The organism is Aquirufa sp. ROCK-SH2 (assembly GCF_054558315.1).
Genome location: NZ_JBPXKB010000003.1, coordinates 441,390 through 457,658 on the forward strand (window position 1 = coordinate 441,390; position 16,269 = coordinate 457,658).

General features: G+C 35.2%; 20 protein-coding genes. 11 read left to right on the forward strand and 9 right to left on the reverse strand.

The annotated features are described in order from the left end of the window. Both murB and kdsA read left to right on the forward strand, forming a co-directional pair. Positions 1–1,041, forward strand: a complete 1,041-nt coding sequence (gene murB, locus V7S79_RS08990) for a UDP-N-acetylmuramate dehydrogenase (RefSeq protein ID WP_459490247.1) — start codon at positions 1–3, stop codon at positions 1,039–1,041. 2 nt (positions 1,042–1,043) lie between these two features. Further along, positions 1,044–1,853 (forward strand): 3-deoxy-8-phosphooctulonate synthase, encoded by an 810-nt coding sequence (kdsA, locus tag V7S79_RS08995; protein WP_459490248.1) that lies wholly within the window; start codon positions 1,044–1,046, stop codon positions 1,851–1,853. Positions 1,854–2,118: 265 nt separating this feature from the next. On the opposite strand, the gene V7S79_RS09000 is transcribed toward kdsA, so the two are convergent. Together V7S79_RS09000 and V7S79_RS09005 are read right to left on the reverse strand one after the other, a co-directional pair. After that, positions 2,119–2,595 carry a SixA phosphatase family protein gene (locus V7S79_RS09000; protein WP_459490249.1) on the reverse strand — a complete coding sequence of 159 codons (477 nt, stop codon included), beginning with the start codon at positions 2,593–2,595 and terminating at the stop codon, positions 2,119–2,121. A 1-nt stretch (position 2,596) separates the two neighbouring features. Further along, positions 2,597–3,088 carry a gamma carbonic anhydrase family protein gene (locus tag V7S79_RS09005; protein WP_459490250.1) on the reverse strand — a complete coding sequence of 164 codons (492 nt, stop codon included), beginning with the start codon at positions 3,086–3,088 and terminating at the stop codon, positions 2,597–2,599. 57 nt (positions 3,089–3,145) lie between these two features. On the opposite strand from V7S79_RS09005, the gene V7S79_RS09010 reads away from it, so the two are divergent. Continuing rightward, a complete protein-coding gene (locus V7S79_RS09010; RefSeq protein ID WP_459490251.1) occupies positions 3,146–3,682 on the forward strand; it encodes a class I SAM-dependent methyltransferase in 537 nt (178 codons plus the stop codon). Positions 3,683–3,743: 61 nt separating this feature from the next. Beyond that, a complete protein-coding gene (locus tag V7S79_RS09015) occupies positions 3,744–4,376 on the forward strand; it encodes a uridine kinase family protein (protein WP_459490252.1) in 633 nt (210 codons plus the stop codon). Between the two features lie 86 nt (positions 4,377–4,462). On the opposite strand, the gene V7S79_RS09020 is transcribed toward V7S79_RS09015, so the two are convergent. Beyond that, complete coding sequence (locus V7S79_RS09020; RefSeq protein ID WP_459490253.1) at positions 4,463–5,875, reverse strand: PQQ-dependent sugar dehydrogenase; 1,413 nt, start codon at positions 5,873–5,875, stop codon at positions 4,463–4,465. A gap of 152 nt (positions 5,876–6,027) precedes the next feature. Between V7S79_RS09020 and V7S79_RS09025 the strand changes: the two genes are divergently transcribed. From V7S79_RS09025 to V7S79_RS09055, 7 genes are all read left to right on the forward strand, one after another. After that, positions 6,028–6,894: a diacylglycerol/lipid kinase family protein gene (locus V7S79_RS09025; protein ID WP_459490254.1), complete on the forward strand. Its 867-nt coding sequence runs from the start codon at positions 6,028–6,030 to the stop codon at positions 6,892–6,894. Then, the gene (locus tag V7S79_RS09030; protein WP_459490255.1) at positions 6,891–8,321 is read left to right on the forward strand and encodes an amidohydrolase; all 1,431 of its coding nucleotides are present in this window, start codon (positions 6,891–6,893) and stop codon (positions 8,319–8,321) included. The genes V7S79_RS09025 and V7S79_RS09030 overlap by 4 nt, the downstream gene beginning before the upstream one ends. A gap of 108 nt (positions 8,322–8,429) precedes the next feature. Next, a complete protein-coding gene (locus tag V7S79_RS09035; RefSeq protein ID WP_459490256.1) occupies positions 8,430–9,044 on the forward strand; it encodes a Rieske 2Fe-2S domain-containing protein in 615 nt (204 codons plus the stop codon). A gap of 12 nt (positions 9,045–9,056) precedes the next feature. After that, complete coding sequence (locus tag V7S79_RS09040; RefSeq protein ID WP_459490257.1) at positions 9,057–9,476, forward strand: thioredoxin family protein; 420 nt, start codon at positions 9,057–9,059, stop codon at positions 9,474–9,476. Between the two features lie 7 nt (positions 9,477–9,483). Next, positions 9,484–10,428 (forward strand): FAD:protein FMN transferase, encoded by a 945-nt coding sequence (locus V7S79_RS09045; protein ID WP_459490258.1) that lies wholly within the window; start codon positions 9,484–9,486, stop codon positions 10,426–10,428. Continuing rightward, positions 10,425–10,652: a DUF4266 domain-containing protein gene (locus V7S79_RS09050; protein ID WP_459490259.1), complete on the forward strand. Its 228-nt coding sequence runs from the start codon at positions 10,425–10,427 to the stop codon at positions 10,650–10,652. The genes V7S79_RS09045 and V7S79_RS09050 overlap by 4 nt, the downstream gene beginning before the upstream one ends. A gap of 12 nt (positions 10,653–10,664) precedes the next feature. Then, positions 10,665–11,882 carry a DUF3570 domain-containing protein gene (locus tag V7S79_RS09055; protein ID WP_459490260.1) on the forward strand — a complete coding sequence of 406 codons (1,218 nt, stop codon included), beginning with the start codon at positions 10,665–10,667 and terminating at the stop codon, positions 11,880–11,882. Between the two features lie 130 nt (positions 11,883–12,012). Here V7S79_RS09055 and V7S79_RS09060 read toward each other — a convergent pair whose 3' ends face one another. From V7S79_RS09060 to V7S79_RS09085, 6 genes are all read right to left on the reverse strand, one after another. Next, positions 12,013–12,621 carry a low molecular weight phosphatase family protein gene (locus tag V7S79_RS09060; RefSeq protein WP_459490261.1) on the reverse strand — a complete coding sequence of 203 codons (609 nt, stop codon included), beginning with the start codon at positions 12,619–12,621 and terminating at the stop codon, positions 12,013–12,015. A 12-nt stretch (positions 12,622–12,633) separates the two neighbouring features. Next, the gene (locus tag V7S79_RS09065) at positions 12,634–13,155 is read right to left on the reverse strand and encodes an ArsI/CadI family heavy metal resistance metalloenzyme (RefSeq protein ID WP_459490262.1); all 522 of its coding nucleotides are present in this window, start codon (positions 13,153–13,155) and stop codon (positions 12,634–12,636) included. Between the two features lie 2 nt (positions 13,156–13,157). Further along, entirely contained in the window at positions 13,158–13,493 is a 336-nt protein-coding gene (locus tag V7S79_RS09070; RefSeq protein ID WP_459490263.1) for an ArsR/SmtB family transcription factor, read from the reverse strand. Between the two features lie 140 nt (positions 13,494–13,633). Next, positions 13,634–14,365, reverse strand: coding sequence for a sulfite exporter TauE/SafE family protein (locus V7S79_RS09075; protein ID WP_459490264.1), 732 nt, complete (start codon positions 14,363–14,365; stop codon positions 13,634–13,636). Between the two features lie 24 nt (positions 14,366–14,389). Then, a complete protein-coding gene (locus V7S79_RS09080) occupies positions 14,390–14,980 on the reverse strand; it encodes a lipoprotein signal peptidase (RefSeq protein WP_459490265.1) in 591 nt (196 codons plus the stop codon). After that, on the reverse strand, positions 14,970–16,178 hold the full coding sequence (locus tag V7S79_RS09085) for a proline dehydrogenase family protein (protein WP_459490266.1): 1,209 nt from the start codon (positions 16,176–16,178) through the stop codon (positions 14,970–14,972). Before V7S79_RS09085 ends, V7S79_RS09080 begins: the two co-directional genes overlap by 11 nt. Positions 16,179–16,269: the final 91 nt, after the last annotated feature.

A 16,269-nucleotide genomic window follows, 5' to 3' on the forward strand; every position in this document is an offset into this window, starting at 1 on the left:
ATGGAGCAACAGTCAGAAGCACCCATAGTTCATGAAAATGTTTCTTTAAAGACATTGAATACTTTTGGTATAGACGTTAAGGCAAAATATTATACAGAAATAACCAAGATTGAACAATACATTCAATTATTAAATGAAGGAAAATATGCCTCTATTCCGCATTTTTTTTTAGGAGGAGGGAGTAATATTTTACTGACTAAAGATCTCGATGCTTTACTCGTGAAAATATCCTTGATGGGGAAAGAAATAGTCAAAGAGGACGCCGAGTATGTTTGGATAAAGGCTGGATCGGGAGTTATTTGGGATGACTTGGTTCAATATACTGTTCAACATAATTGGTCAGGTTTAGAGAATTTATCCCTCATTCCAGGGACCGTTGGTGCTGCGCCTATGCAAAATATAGGGGCTTATGGTGTTGAAATAAAAGATACTTTTGATCATTTAGAAGCATTGAATTTATCGAATAGGACAATAGATCAATTTAAAAATGAAGATTGTCAGTTTGGGTATCGTGAAAGTTATTTTAAGCATGCAGGAAAGGGAAAGTATTTGATTACCTCTGTTTGTTTCAAATTGAATAAGCAAGCAAATCCCCAAACATCTTATGGTGCGATTCAAGATGTATTACAAGCGAAAAATATTGTTCAGCCATCCATAAAAGATGTTGCGGAGGCAGTGGTTGAGATTCGTCAAAGTAAATTACCCAATCCCAAAGAAATTGGAAACTCGGGTAGTTTTTTTAAAAATCCAACCGTTTCAAAGGAGGAAGCCGATCGTTTGATGAAAGCTTTTGAAGGAATTCCTCATTATCCCGTCTTGGGAAGTTCTGACGTTAAATTCCCAGCAGGTTGGTTCATTGAACAAGCAGGATGGAAGGGATATAGAGAAGGAGATGCAGGAGTCCACAGCAAACAGGCACTTGTATTAGTCAATTATGGAAATGCAACAGGTACGGAAATTGTTCAATTGTCTGAGAAGATTAAGAAATCCGTTTTTGATAAATTTGGAGTCCATTTAGAAACAGAAGTAAATATTATATAAATATGAAATTACCTACTCTTGAAAGCATTGGTAAAGGTCCATTTTTTTTAATGGCAGGAAGTTGTGCCATTGAAAGTCGCGATTTAGCTTTTGAAATTGGTGAGAAAATTGACGCCATGTGCAAGTCGATGGGTATTCCCTTTATTTTCAAAGGATCATATCGAAAAGCAAATCGAACAAAAATTGATTCTTTTACAGGAATTGGTGATATCAAAGCTTTAGAAATTTTAAAAGAAGTGGGAGCTCATTTGAATGTTCCAACTGTCACGGATATTCATGAAAGTGCAGAGGCTGCCATGGCAGCCGCTTATGTAGATGTTTTGCAAATTCCTGCGTTTTTATGTCGACAAACGGATTTATTAGCCGCCGCTGCTAAAACAGGTAAAGCTGTGAATATCAAAAAAGGACAATTTATGTCGGGTGCATCCATGAAATTTGCGGTTGAAAAAGTCATGCATGAAAACCCTGAAGCAGTTGTTTACTTAACGGATAGAGGTAATTCCTTTGGATATGGTGATTTAGTCGTTGATTATCGAAATATACCTGAAATGGCGGCATTTAAGGTGCCTGTAATCATGGATTGTACTCATTCTTTGCAAAGACCTAATCAGGGAAGTGGTGTTACCGGTGGACAGCCAGCTTTGATAGAAACCATCGCCAAAGCGGCTATTGCCGTTGGTGCAGATGGATTATTTATTGAAACTCATCCAAATCCTAGCATCGCTAAATCTGATGGAGCTAATATGCTTCCTTTGGATCAGTTGGAAGGCCTTTTGGAGAAACTCTTGCGTGTGAGAGAAAGTATTGTTTAGTTAGAAAAGAGAAGAGAGAAAATTCGGTGGCTGAGGTTCTCGAAGCCACCTCTTACCTCTTACCTCTTACCTCTTACCTCTTACCTCTTACCTCTTACCTCTTACCTCTTACCTCTTACCTCTTACCTCTTACCTCTTACCTCTTACCTTAATCTTGTTCCAGGGCGCAGTCGTATTTCTAGCCATATCAATCGCCAAAGCAACCATTAATAACGTAAATAGGATTATTACCCATCTAAAAATTGTTCTATTACGATTCATCTATTTAAATTTTGGGGTTATATTGATAAATTATTTCAGCCGAGTTTTTACTTGTTTCAGTCCAATTGTCGGCATATTCCCAGCGTAAATGAATAACTTCTGCAGTTTCCATTTGAATGTTTTGATTGGTGAAATAGGATGCTAAATAAGAAATAGAAGGATTGTGGGCTACTAAATAAATGATAGGGTCTTTTTGTTGATAGATGTTTTCAACATACTGTTTCCCCGTTGAATGATACCAATTCTCATCTTGAATCATGGCGGTAAATAATTCGGGAATATAATTTTGTATGATTTTTGTGGTTTCTAGTGTTCTTTTGGCAGAGGAACAAAGCCATGTTCCAGGTTGATGTCCTGAGTATTTTAATACTTGGGCCGTTTGTTGAGCTTCCAATTTACCTTTTTCAGATAATTGTCTATCGAAATCCGGTTCGATATAAGCACCAGCATTGGCATGTCTAATTAATATTAATTCGACCATTTTATGTGTTTTTTATCAAAGGATATGCACCATTTAAATGTTTTTCTCCCATTTCTATATAATGTTGTGCGCCTTCTTTCATTTTTTGAATTTGCTCCACACTCAATGTTTTAATGATTTTAGCAGGAGTCCCCAATACCAATGAACAATCAGGTATGATCATCCCTTCTGTCACCAATGCATGAGCACCAATTAAACAATATTTTCCAATTTTCGCTCTATTTAAGACGGTAGCATGCATTCCAATTAAACTGCCTTCGCCGATTTCAGCACCATGAACTATGGCTGAGTGGCCCACAGTTACAAATTTTCCTATGATTGTCTTATCGCCTTCATCTGCATGCAAAACAGCATTATCTTGAATATTACAACCTTCCTCCAAGATTATTTCTTCAACATCCGCACGAACCACGGCTCCATACCAAATAGTCACATCTTTTCCGATACTTACCTTTCCCATTACACTTGAATTGGGAGCTATAAAATTGGCCATAATTTGATAATTTTTTCAAATATAGCTCCAAGTGAGTAAATTAGAAGAAATAATTTTATGAAAGATCTATTGAATGTGCTTAAATGGCAAAGTAGTGACCAACTTATTTCAATTGGTTGTGGTGGAGCATGGTGGGAAATCAATTTGTTATTCAATCAACCTTGCTCAAAACTATTTTTAGTTGATCCCAATGAGGATTTATTAAATCAACAAGATGTCAGTGAAACCATTCACTATTTTGAAAAACAGTATCAGAAAAAATTAGATATTTCATGTGAAATCATGAATCTAGATGCTCGCCAATTGAATTTGCCAGAAAAAAGCATCGATGGAATTTTGATTTTTAATGCCTTGCATGAAATAGAAAATCAAATAGAGGTCTTGAGAGAATGTAAACGAATAGGCAAAAAAGGATCCTTTCTTTTTGTTGAGGAAGAATTGTCTTTGAAAGATCGATTTATTCATGAAGGATGTGGATTTCCATTGTTTTATCAAAATGAATTAATTGACTTAATTGAGAATGTCGGATTTAAATTTTCCAAAATTCATAAAAAGGATGATTTAGCAAGTTATTTTCTATTTATAAACGAATAATTCATTATTTTTTATCAAAAATCAATTGATTTTCGCAATTTTGTGCCCAATTTAATAAAGCATGACATCAACTAATAGACCGTTTATCATTGGAATAACTGGGGGGAGTGCCTCTGGTAAAACCTTATTTTTACAAAGCTTGATGGCTCAATTTAAAGAAGATGATATTTGCTTGCTTTCTCAAGACAATTATTATCGCCCTAAACATGAGCAGATAAAAGATATCAATGGAATTGAAAATTTTGATTTACCAGGAGCAATTGATGATGTTGCATTTGCACAAGATATAGAGAAATTAAGAAATGGGGAAGAGGTAACTCGTTTGGAATATACCTTTAATAATTCGGAAAAGATTCCTGCTACTTTAACTTTTAAGCCAAGGAAAATATTGGTGGTGGAAGGAATATTTGTGTTCCATTTTGCAGATGTCGCGAGTTTATTAGACCTTAAAGTTTTTATCGATGCCCGAGATAAAATAAAATTGAAACGACGCATCAAAAGAGATAATGAGGAGCGCGGATATGATCTTCAAGACGTCATGTATCGCTGGAAATACCATGTTAAACCAACTTTTGAAGAATATATTCGTCCCCATAAAAGAAGTTCAGATATCGTCATTCCCAACAATAACCATTTCGAAAAAGGCTTGGAAGTGATTGTTAGTTATTTGAAAACGAAAGTGGAAACCAGGTAATAGGTAAAGGGTAAGAGGTAATAGGTAAAAGTTTTTTAGTTTTCTCTATTACCTCTTACCTCTTACCTCTTACCTCTTACCTTAATCTACTCCGGTCTTAATCTAAAAACCATTCCAGGATTTTCTACACCCACATATAAATATCCGTCTGAACCCATTTTGACATTTCTCATTCTGCCGATATTCAATAAAACTTTTTCTTGGCCTACTACTTTATTGTCTTTGATGATGCAACGATTCATGTAATTGAATCTCAATGAGCCCATCATTAAATTGCCTTTCCAAGCTGGGTATTTATCACTTGTTACAAATGCCAATCCAGAAGGAGCAATAGAGGGAATCCAAAAATTGACAGGTTGTTCCATCCCTTCTTTTTTACTGATATTCGTAATGGGTTTTCCATCATAATTGATACCATAAGAAATGACTGGCCAACCATAGTTTTTACCCGCCTGTATAATATTCAACTCATCTCCACCTCTAGGGCCATGTTCCGTTTCAAAAATTGCTCCTGTATATGGATTTAATGTTAATCCTTGCGGGTTTCTTTGTCCATAAGAATAGATACTGTGATGGAATTTTGTTTTATCTTTTCCAACAAATGGATTGTCCTTTGGAATGCTTCCATCATCGTTTAATCGATGAATTTTACCATTATCATTGTTGGTTTCTTGAGGGAATTCTTTTTCCATTCCTCTTTCTCCTACACTGAAAAATAAATATCCTTTTTTGTCAAACGCAATTCTTGAACCAAAATGATGGAAAGTTTTGGTATAAGGTTGAGCCTCGAAAATTTCTTGGGCTTCAACAAATTCATTGTTTTTGATTTTACCCCTTACAATCGCAGTACTAGTTAAAGTGATAGCCCCATCTTTTTTGAATTTAGAATAAGACATATAAACCCAACCGTTATTTTTGAAATCTGGATGTAAAGCTACATCTAATAAACCTCCTTGTCCTTTTGCCATTACCTCCGGAGTATTTTTGATCAATGTCTTATGTTGTTTTTGATCAACTAAATATAAAGAACCAGAACGATCTGTAATTAAATAATCATTATTGGGTAATTGTGCAAAACCCCATGGACTTTCAAATCCAGTTGCAATGGTGTCCAAAACAATTTTCATGCCCTCTGATGAAAAATGGTTAGAGGTGGGTTTATTCGCAAATTTGTATTGATCAACTGTTTTTAAATTTTCTACAATTAAATCAGCTAATTGATTGATTTCTTCTGTAGTTAAAATTCCTTTCCATGTAGGCATTCCTAAATCCGTGTAACCATTGGTGATACTTGAAACCAATTCATTTTTGCTTTTACCGTGTTTCCATTGGCGATCTACAAAAGCCTCCACTTTTTCGCCATGGCAACTAGAACAATATTGCGTGTAGTTTTTTTCAGGATCTTGTACCAAGGCTTTTGGTTGATTGACAATTTTCAATGACATAATGCTCAAGGCACCTGCGCTAATTAAAAAAAGACTTAGAAATTGCTTTTTCATATGATTGATAAGTTTTTATTCAAAATGATGGAAACACTAAAGTAACAAAGTTTAAGCAAATTTGTTGCAGGTATTATGTGCAAATTACTTATTTAAACTCTTACGCTTCTGAGGGAATTCTCTATTAAATCAATTATATTTATCATTTAAATATGAATACTTTGAAAATTGCATTTTTAGTAAACCCTTTAAAAACAGACTCAAAAACGAAGGCCTATGTTACATGGGTCTTTGAAAATGCCACTAAAATTTCTAATCACTTAAATATCCAATTGTTTGATCAATTTTGGCCAGAAGATTTAAGTTCTTTTGATCGAATTTGGTTACTAGGGGGTGATGGAACGATGTGCTATTTTATTAATCAATATCCAACTATTAAAATACCAATTATTCTTTTCAAAGGTGGAACAGGAAATGATTTTTATTGGAAATTGTATGGTAAACTAAGTCGTGAGCAACATTTAGAGGTGGCGATCAATGGAGAAATTCAAGCAGTAGATGCTGGACTTTGCAATGGAAAATATTTTTTAAATGGAGTGGGAATAGGGATTGAAGGAGAGGTGTTGAAATCGATGAAATCAATTCGTTATATAGGTGGATTTTGGGGTTATTTTTTAGCGGCTATTCCTAAAATTTTTACATTTAAATCGTACGAAATTACATATCAACTGAACGGAGATACCATTACTAAAAAAGTATTTTTATGTATGGTTTTCAATTCTTCTCGGGCCGGAGGGGGATTTTTATTTGCACCCATGGCCTCCATTCAAGATGGGAAGCTTAATTTGATTCTTTGTCAACCCATCAATATTTTACAACGAATTGTCTTAATGCCTACTGTTCAAATGGGTTGGCACATTCATTTTCCATTTGTTGAGAGTTTAGAAGTCTCTGACGTTAGTATTTCAACCAATCGAATTCTTAAAGCTCAATTGGACGGGGAAATGTTGGAGGCAAATGAATTTGAATTCAAAGTTTTAAAAAATCAGTTTAACTTTTTATTGCCTTCAAGAACATGAAAAAAGTCTTATTAATCGCTTTTTATTTCCTTTTTATTTCCATCAGTCTTTTAGGTCAAGATCTTCAAAAGAAAAAAGTATTGACACAATTAAGTCAAAAAGAATCCTATTTTGCTCGCATCGCCCAGAATATTTGGTCTTATGCGGAACTTGGATACAAGGAACAAAAGAGTTCATTGCTTTTGCAAGAAACCTTGAAACAAGCTGGTTTTACCATACAGCCGGGTGTTGCAGGAATTCCTACAGCATTTATTGCTAGTTATGGAACAGGTGGCCCTGTAATAGGAATATTAGGTGAATATGACGCTTTGCCTGGATTATCTCAAGATTCTATTCCTACCAAAAGAAGTTTGGGGGCAAATGCAGGCCATGCTTGTGGGCATCATTTGTTTGGAACTGGTTCTGTGGCGGCAGCGATTGCTGTGAAAAATTGGTTAAAAGAAACAGGTCAAAAAGGGACCATTCAATTTTTTGGTTCTCCTGCGGAAGAAGGAGGTTCTGGAAAAGTTTACTTAGTTCGAGAGGGTTTATTTAATCAAGTAGATGTTGTTTTACATTGGCATCCCAATGATATGAATGCGACTAGCAATACTTCCTCTTTGGCAAATAAAACGGGCAAATTTAGATTCTATGGTCTTTCCTCTCATGCGGCAGCTTCTCCTGAAAGAGGCAGGTCTGCTCTAGATGGAGTGGAGGCGCTGGATTTTATGGCTAATATGATGCGTGAGCATGTGCCCAGTTCTACTCGGATTCATTATGTGATTACCAACGGAGGCAAGGCTCCTAATATCGTCCCAGATTTTGCGGAAGTTTATTATTATGTGAGATCTCCGCAAAGATCCGTTGTAGAGGATGTTTGGTCACGTATTGAGAAAGCCGCCGAAGGTGCGGCAATGGGAACAGGTACAAGAGTAGAATTAGAGGTAATAGGTGGGGTTTATGAATTGTTACCCAATAATTCACTAGCCAAAGTGTTGGATAAAAATATGGTTTCTGTAGGAGGTTTTACGCTAAACGCGCAGGAATTAGCTTTTGCGAAACAATTACAGCAAACAGTTGGTATGCAAAAAATAGATGTAAATTCTACTCAAATTGTCAATCCAAATAGAGAAGATCCTCTCAGTAATGGCTCTACTGATGTGGGAGATGTAAGTTGGGTCGTTCCTACAATTGCGATGGTCGCTGCGACGTGGGTGCCAGGTACTGCCGCTCACAGTTGGCAAGCTGTAGCATCAGGTGGAACTAGTATTGGTACCAAAGGAATGATGGTAGCTGCCAAAACATTGGCAGGAACAGCCATCGATTTATTGATGAATCCTAATTTGGTAAAAGAGGCTAAGGAAGAGTTAAAATTGAGACAAGGGGCTGATTTTAAATATAAATCTCTACTTGGCGATAGAAAACCTGCCCTAAATTATAGAGACTAAGCGAATGGTCTTCAAAAAAAGGGTTATTGTCTATTATTTGAAAGGCACACTACTAAATTGATTTTTTATTCGCTTATTTTTGAGTTATCACAATTATTAATTTCAGTAATGTCGAAAAAAGATATTAATCGCTACCAATTTTTAAAACAAGTCGGATTCACTGGGCCAGCTTTAATGGCCGCTCTAAGTGCTTGTAGTCAAAAAGAAGATTATTTTATTGAATCTTTGATATTGAATAAAAATGGTGAAACAGTAGCTAGTTTAGATAGTACCTCAAAATCTGCAGCTGCCTCTAGTGGTGGTTCTTCCTCCAATGGTGGCTCGAGTAATACGGGTGGTTCTACATCCGGTGGTTCAGGTGGAACAACTACAACTTTGCCAGCTGGAACAGTTTCTACAGCTGATTTGGCAAAAATCACCTCCCCATTAGCAAAAATCGATTTAACTTCTACTTCAGCGAAAAGCCTTGCAAGTGCTGGCGGATATGTGATTGTGAGTAATATGTTTGTGGTAGGAAGAACTTCAGATGGTAATTATGTCGCAGCGACTAATTTATGTACGCATGAACCCAAAAGAAGAGTTGTATTTAATAAAACAGAATTTTATTGCACCGATCATGGTGCCAGATTCGCATTGAATGGATCAAATTTAAATACCATTGCAAGATCGCCATTGTTAATCTATAATACAGCAAATGATGGAAAAACCTTAGTGATATATTAATTTAAAAGAACAATGAAGTTAGCTTTTTTATTTTTATTACAAGTATTGTTTTTGGGCGATTGGGGTTTGGATTTTAATCAAGCTGTCACAGAATCGAAACAAAATAACAAGTTGATTTTATTGAATTTTAGTGGTTCAGATTGGTGTGGACCTTGTATTAAATTAAAAAAAGATGTGTTTGAATCGGCGGAATTTAAAAATTTTTCCTCAGAAAAATTAGTGTTAATTCGGGCAGATTTTCCTCGCTTGAAAAAGAATCAATTGGATAAAATCCAACAAGATAAAAATGATATTTTGGCGGAGAAATATAATCCCAATGGCAAATTTCCTTTAACTGTTTTGATTGATTCAAATGGCAAAGTCTTGCATGAATGGGAGGGTTATCAAGCCTCTATTCCAAAATTTATTGCAGAAATAAAGCAGTTTAATTAATATGTCCATGCAGCTTTTTAGTAAAACTGAAAAATTAATGGGCAATCGTTTTGTCATCGGTGTAGTCTGCGATGATGCACAAATGGCTGAAGAAGGACTCAGCAAGGCTGTCAACGAAATAAAACGTATAGAACAATTATTATCCACTTATCAATCAAATAGTCAAATTAATCAAATCAATGACTTAGCAGGAATAGCTCCACAAAAAGTAGATCTTGAAGTGTTTCAATTGATTCAACGAGCTCAAAAAATTTCTGAAATTACCCAGGGTGCTTTTGATTTAACATATGGTTCAATAGACAAAAGTTTATGGAATTTTGACCAATCCATGACTCAATTACCTTCTGCTGAGTTGGCAAAAAAATCGGTTGAATTGATCGATTTTAGACATATAGAATTGAATGCGGAAGATCAGACAGTATTTCTTAAACGAAAAGGAATGCGCATGGGTTTTGGAGGTATTGGTAAAGGTTATGCGGCAGATTGTGCGAAGAAATTATTGGTCTCATTAGGATTTGAAAATGGTTTAGTTAATGCCTCAGGAGATATGTGTGCTTGGGGAACTCAAGAAACAGGGGAGAGATGGAAAATTGGAATCGCTCATCCAGATGATTCTCGAAAAATCTTTGCGGAATTCGATTTGAAAAATTCTGCTGCTGCCACCTCTGGAAATTATGAAAAATTCGTCTGGATTGATGGTGTTAAATATTCGCATACTATTCATCCTAAAACGGGTTTTCCGATACACGGAATAAAAAGTGTTACTGTGTTAGCTCCTTTTGCCGAATTGGCAGATGTTTTGACTACACCCATTGCCGTAATGGGGATAGAAGTGGCCCTCGATTTAATCAACCAAATAGAAGGTGTTGCTTGTGTCATTATCGATGATGATAATAAAATTTATACCTCCAAAAATATTTCTTTAAAAGAACATTTAGCTTTTGCCTTATGAAATTAAATCCTAATCAAAGATTGATTGTCTTATCCATCTTGTCGCTTTTTATTGTCTCTTCTTGTACAAGAGTGAGAGAATATCAAAAAAGCAGAATCAATGATAGTGAAATGGAATTAGCTGCTCGTAAAAGCGAAAAGTTTGAGCAAAGTTTTTATTTGTATAGAGAAGGAGCCTCTGGAGCCAATGGCGGAAAAAGTGGTGGTGGTTGTGGATGTAATTAATCAGTAAGGAAGATGAAAAAATTTATTTTAGCCATAGGGATTTACTGTTCTTTTTTACAAGGTATAAAAGCTCAAAATACGGTTTCAAGAGTAGATTCAATTGCTTATCAAAAGCGTAAATTGAAATTTGAAGAGATTAATTTGGTGTCTGGTTATTATACTCAAGATGGTAATAACTCCGCCATCACGGGTGGTGTTGGATCTGAAAAATTAACTAATATTGGTAATTCGTTTGAAATTCGTTTTTCCAAAATGGATATGTTTAATCGGCTTCATAGTTTCACTGCCGATTTTAATATTGACAGATATACTTCTGCTTCTTCAGATCAAATTGATCCATTAACTGTTTCTTCGGCATCTAAACAGGATGTTCATATTTATCCAAGTATAAATTGGTCAGTTAAGAACGATTTGTCTGGAATTACCCAGTCTCTAGGTTATGCCTATTCTACCGAATATGATTACCAATCACATGGTTTTAATGCAGGGATAACCAAGTTGTCAAAAGATAAAAATACTGAATTTTCGGTCAAAGGAGGAGCCTATTTAGATACCTACATGTGCATTTTGCCTTCTGAATTGAGACCATATAATTACCCTTCTGGTGCACACGGAGATCAAAGAAATATAGACTTTAAAGCTAGAAATTCTTATAATGTGGCTTTTTCACTTTCACAGGTAATTAATCAACGTTTACAAATATTAGGGACGATAGAGCCAAGTTACCAAGAAGGTTTGTTGAGTACCCCTTTTCATCGGGTATATTTTACCAATGGCAATGAAACGGTTGAAAAATTGCCAGGTACTCGATTAAAATTGCCCGTGGGAATCCGTTTAAGTTATTTTATGGGCGATAAGACGATCATAAGGGCATTTTATCGGGCCTATGTCGATTCTTGGGGAATGAGTGCACATACTTTCAATATAGAGGTGCCTTATAAAATATCACCTTTCTTTTCTGTTAGTCCATTTTACCGTTTGAACATTCAATCTGCGGCAAAATACTTTAATGCGAAAGGTAAACATTCACCCTCGGAAGAATTTTACACATCCGATTATGATATATCTAATTTTACGAGTGCATTTATCGGTGCTGGTTTTAGGATCGCTCCTCCAGGCGGAATTGCTAATTTAATCAATTGGAATGCCTTAGAATTCAGATACGGATATTATTCGCGAACCACGGGCATGGAAGGACATAGCGTTTCTTTGATGATTAAAATTAAATAGAAGAGAGAAAAGAGAAGAGAGAAAACTAGGAAAGAGAAGAGAGGAAATTGGGAAAGAAGATACAATTTTCTCTCTTCTCTTTTCTCTCTTCTCTTTTTTTTCCGTTTTCTCTCCTCTCTCTTCTCTCTTCCTACTTCTCTATCGCATTCGCAAAAACATAAAACATTTCTGAGGCTATTTGCATGGATCTTTCATCGTATTTTGCTGCCTCAATTTCGGTGTCATCAAAGGCTTTTGGGTCTTCGAAACGAACGGCAATTCTAGCTTCTGCTCCTGGGATAAATGGGCAATTTTCATCAGCATGAGAACACGTCATGATAGCCGCAAATCCATTTTTAGCATTGATTTCATCATCAAATACTTTAGAAAAAGTAATGATTGGGTTGGCATCTTGGGTATTAAATACAAAGTAAATCGGATTTGAATGACCTCTTTTGGATATTTTGAATCCAAATCGTTCGATGGAGGCAACCGCTCTTTCATTGAAAGCTGTAACCTCAACGCCACCCGAATAACATTGTGCAGGAATACCATAAATGTCAGCAGCGGTTTGTGCCCAAATTTGAGAAAATTGACTCCTTCTCGAATTATGTGTACAAATAAAATTCAAACGAATGGGTTCTTCTTTTTTTCTTTTGTTTTTGATATAATCTATCAACACTTGTAATACCTCTTTACGTTCATCAGAGATGGCTAAGGCAAAGATTTCGTCTAATTTGTTTTCTAAGATGGGAAACATATTTGTTCTATTTTAACAACATCCTGAACCAGGAGCGCATGCGTTGGGATATGGAATTTCAGCGATTTTAATTTTTTCTTTAACTTCAGATACGGGTGGCATACAACAAGCAGAAGCATCCGAATTTTCATAATGTGGGTCATTGAACTCTGCATCTTCATGAAAATAATATACTTCCCATTGAACTCCATCAGGGTCATTTGCCCAAAATTTATCTTGAACCGCATAGCAACAAGATGTGCCAATTTCTTCTTTTGAAACAATGCCTTGATTTCTAGCTATTTCTAATTTAGTCATCATTTCTTCTTGACTAGCAACTTGGAATCCCAGGTGACCAAAATTGGATTGAACTCTTTCTGGGTTTTCAATGAAGGATATTATCAAAGAAGGGGAATCTAAGATATATTTGGCATAACCTGGTTTGATTTTATCAGCAGGTTTTCCAAAAAATGTAGAATAAAAATTGACTGTTGCCGTTAAGTTGCTTACATAAAGCGAAACGTGCATTCGAGGGAAAATGGCGGAATTTGTCATAATTAACAACAATTAGTATTTGATTGATTCGGAAATTGTTTAAAAAATTGTTCAAAGATTCGATTGATTTGCTTCCATTTTTCTGCGTTGATACAATAACAAACGGAAACACCTTCAATACTACCTTGTATGAATCCAAGATCTTTTAATTCTCTTAGGTGTTGCGATATGGTTGCTTGAGCTAAACCCAATTCATTCACTAAATCACTGTTTATACAAGAGTTCGTCTTTGATAAATGTTCTAATATGGCAATTCGTGCCGGATGACCCAAGGCTTTTGCCATTTGCGCAAGCTCATTTTGTGACTGACTAAATAAATTGGATTTCGTTACTCCCATGTTTTAAATATTACATTGCAATATTACGATGAATAAATATGAAAAAAAAGAATTTTTTTTATAAAATCGACCAATATTCACGATTCTACTCTTACCTCTTACCTCTTACCTCTTACCTCTTACCTCTTACCTCTTACCTCTTACCTCACAAAGTAGTTCACCGCCTGAATAGCTGACATTAAAATAATGACTCCTAATACAATGTACTTAAATATTTGATCAGAAATTTTAGTGAGAATCAATTTACCTAAATAGGTGCCTATGATACTGATTATAATTAAAAAAGGGATGAGAACTAAATGTTGAAGCTGGAAATATCCATGGTAGATATATACCAACGCTCTGCTACTGTCTACGCCAAAATCAATGATGGCGGAAGTGGCAATAAACGCACTTTTTTCTAGGTTGAAAGCTGCTAAAATGATTCCCCTAATCGCACCGCCAGTCCCAATAAGTCCAGCTAAAAATCCAGAAATAATTCCTCCTCCATATAAATTGGTATTGCTTTGCTTGAGTTTACCAGCTTGTCCAGAAATTAAATAAATAGCCACTCCGAGAATGATGAAATTCATGCCAATTTCAATTTCTTTTTGTGGAATATATTTTGTCAAAATGGCACCTAAAATCACGAATATGACGGCTGGAAGCCCCAATTTGAAAACGATTTTTTTGTCTATACCTGTTTGAAATAGATAAATTTTAGAAATATTACTGAATACATGAAAAACAGCAGTTATACCTAACACTAGTTTGAAATCTAGGAAAGCGGCAGCTAAGGGAACAAATAAAATGGAAGAGCCAAATCCACTAACAGTGCCAATGATTTCAGCTAATAATGCAAGAACGAAAAACAAGTAATAATTGGGATCCATCCAGCAATATTTAGTTCTGAAAATTTATTTATTTTCTGTTTCTCCGAAAAATTTATTTTGGAAAATCAAAATGGCAACTACCCCACAGAAAATAGAAGCATCTGCAAAATTAAAAATAGGAGTGGAGTAGTAAGTTCCTCCCCAAATTGGAATCCAAGATGGAAGTGTTCCTTCCCAAAAATCGAAGAAAAACATATCAATGACTTGTCCGTGAAACCAAGTAAATGGAGCTGATTCAGGGGCATTTCCAAGAAATACACCATAAAATATGGAATCAATGAGGTTCCCAATCGCACCGCCTAAAATCATTGCGACACAAATTAATAATCCTTTGTGTGAATCCTTTTTACATAGTTGGAATAACCCATAACCAATGCCGAACATAGCAATTATTCTAAAAGATGTTAGCATTAATTTGCCATATACGGAGCCTAATTGAATGCCAAAGGCCATTCCAGGATTAAGGGTATAATGCAGTTTTACATAAGATCCAATAATTTCTATTTCTCCAAAATAACCAGGATCCATATAAAAATGAACAGCCATTTTGATCGCTTGGTCCAAAACAATGACAATCAAACTGATGATAAAGTAATATAGCGGATTATTTTTCATTGTTTTTTCTTCTCGAAACTTCTTTTTTTAACAGAGCAAACTCTCTTGAGGTTTGACCTGCAATGGAGCTATTTTCTTCAGCTCTTCTAAATAAATAAGGCATTACGGCACTTACAGGCCCGTATGGTACATATTTTGCAACATTGTAACCATTGGCAGCCAAATTGTAGCTAATATTATCCGACATGCCTAAAAGTTGTGCAAAATAGATATTTGGATGGTTTTTCTCAATTCCTTTTTCATGCATCAATTGGCAAAGTAATATACAACTTTCCTCGTTGTGCGTGCCGATACAGAAATGGATGTTGTCTAAATTTGCTAAACAAAATTGGAGTCCAAGGTTGAAATCTTTGTCCGTTCCTGATTTTTCCTTGTGAATAGGTTCAGAATATTCTTCCTCGTGCGCTCTTTGCCTTTCTTTTTCAATGTAGGCTCCACGAACTAATTTTGCACCCAAGAAATAATGATTTTTTATGGCCTCTTGGTTAGCTATATTTAAATTATCCAACATATCTACGCGGTACATTTGGTAGGTGTTGTAGATGATTGCGGTTTCTTTGTTGAATTTCGCCATCATTTCATAACATAAATCATCAATGGAATTTTGAATCCAACTTTCTTCTGCATCTATGAATAAACGTACTCCAAGATCTGCAGATAATTGACATATTTCTAATAAAAACGATTTGCTTTCCTCAAAATTGGCCAATTCTTTACCTGAAAGTTGTTCCTCTGCTTGGTATTTTTCTAAAAGTTCAGTGTGAAAAATACCTGTAATTTTGAAAACAGCAAAAGGAATGGATGGATTATTGTGAGCCTTATGAATCGTTTTTAAGATTTCCTCTTTGGTTGCTCGAAAGGATTTTTGATTTTCTTCTCCTTCTACAGAAAAATCTAAAATCGTACCAATATTAGAATTAGATAAGTTTTTTATAGTAGAATTGCAGGCATCAATGCTTTCTCCTCCACAGAATTGTTGAAAAATACTGGCTTTTATTAATTTTTTTATTGGAAAATGCAAGAAAAGGAACAATTTGATAAAAAAAGTCCCTAACTTTACAAGCCAATTTAAGTTCATAATGGCGAAAATCCAATATGATTTGTTTAATTGAAAGTTGTTTTTAGAAGCAAAAGCAATTTCTGTATCTTCGAAAGAAAGAGGGATTTGTTTTGTTTCAGACATGGGTGTTTGACTCATTGTATTTGAAATAGCTTGCAAATATAAGAGAATAAGTTTTACCGAAAATCGGTTTTGTTAGAAATTAGTTATAATACATATTGAGCCTTTG

What these genes read in the sequence shown, in the direction of transcription:
- V7S79_RS09070 (WP_459490263.1), bottom strand. Translation starts at nt 13,493, where the DNA reads ATGGGAGTAACGAAATCCAATTTATTTAGTCAGTCACAAAATGAGCTT.
- V7S79_RS09065 (WP_459490262.1), bottom strand. Translation starts at nt 13,155, where the DNA reads ATGACAAATTCCGCCATTTTCCCTCGAATGCACGTTTCGCTTTATGTA.
- V7S79_RS09020 (WP_459490253.1), bottom strand. Translation starts at nt 5,875, where the DNA reads ATGAAAAAGCAATTTCTAAGTCTTTTTTTAATTAGCGCAGGTGCCTTG.
- V7S79_RS09085 (WP_459490266.1), bottom strand. Translation starts at nt 16,178, where the DNA reads ATGAGTCAAACACCCATGTCTGAAACAAAACAAATCCCTCTTTCTTTC.
- V7S79_RS09050 (WP_459490259.1), top strand. Translation starts at nt 10,425, where the DNA reads ATGAAATTAAATCCTAATCAAAGATTGATTGTCTTATCCATCTTGTCG.
- V7S79_RS09060 (WP_459490261.1), bottom strand. Translation starts at nt 12,621, where the DNA reads ATGTTTCCCATCTTAGAAAACAAATTAGACGAAATCTTTGCCTTAGCC.
- kdsA (WP_459490248.1), top strand. Translation starts at nt 1,044, where the DNA reads ATGAAATTACCTACTCTTGAAAGCATTGGTAAAGGTCCATTTTTTTTA.
- V7S79_RS09025 (WP_459490254.1), top strand. Translation starts at nt 6,028, where the DNA reads ATGAATACTTTGAAAATTGCATTTTTAGTAAACCCTTTAAAAACAGAC.
- V7S79_RS09030 (WP_459490255.1), top strand. Translation starts at nt 6,891, where the DNA reads ATGAAAAAAGTCTTATTAATCGCTTTTTATTTCCTTTTTATTTCCATC.
- V7S79_RS09040 (WP_459490257.1), top strand. Translation starts at nt 9,057, where the DNA reads ATGAAGTTAGCTTTTTTATTTTTATTACAAGTATTGTTTTTGGGCGAT.
- V7S79_RS09015 (WP_459490252.1), top strand. Translation starts at nt 3,744, where the DNA reads ATGACATCAACTAATAGACCGTTTATCATTGGAATAACTGGGGGGAGT.
- murB (WP_459490247.1), top strand. Translation starts at nt 1, where the DNA reads ATGGAGCAACAGTCAGAAGCACCCATAGTTCATGAAAATGTTTCTTTA.
- V7S79_RS09035 (WP_459490256.1), top strand. Translation starts at nt 8,430, where the DNA reads ATGTCGAAAAAAGATATTAATCGCTACCAATTTTTAAAACAAGTCGGA.
- V7S79_RS09000 (WP_459490249.1), bottom strand. Translation starts at nt 2,595, where the DNA reads ATGGTCGAATTAATATTAATTAGACATGCCAATGCTGGTGCTTATATC.
- V7S79_RS09055 (WP_459490260.1), top strand. Translation starts at nt 10,665, where the DNA reads ATGAAAAAATTTATTTTAGCCATAGGGATTTACTGTTCTTTTTTACAA.
- V7S79_RS09080 (WP_459490265.1), bottom strand. Translation starts at nt 14,980, where the DNA reads ATGAAAAATAATCCGCTATATTACTTTATCATCAGTTTGATTGTCATT.
- V7S79_RS09005 (WP_459490250.1), bottom strand. Translation starts at nt 3,088, where the DNA reads ATGGCCAATTTTATAGCTCCCAATTCAAGTGTAATGGGAAAGGTAAGT.
- V7S79_RS09045 (WP_459490258.1), top strand. Translation starts at nt 9,484, where the DNA reads ATGCAGCTTTTTAGTAAAACTGAAAAATTAATGGGCAATCGTTTTGTC.
- V7S79_RS09010 (WP_459490251.1), top strand. Translation starts at nt 3,146, where the DNA reads ATGAAAGATCTATTGAATGTGCTTAAATGGCAAAGTAGTGACCAACTT.
- V7S79_RS09075 (WP_459490264.1), bottom strand. Translation starts at nt 14,365, where the DNA reads ATGGATCCCAATTATTACTTGTTTTTCGTTCTTGCATTATTAGCTGAA.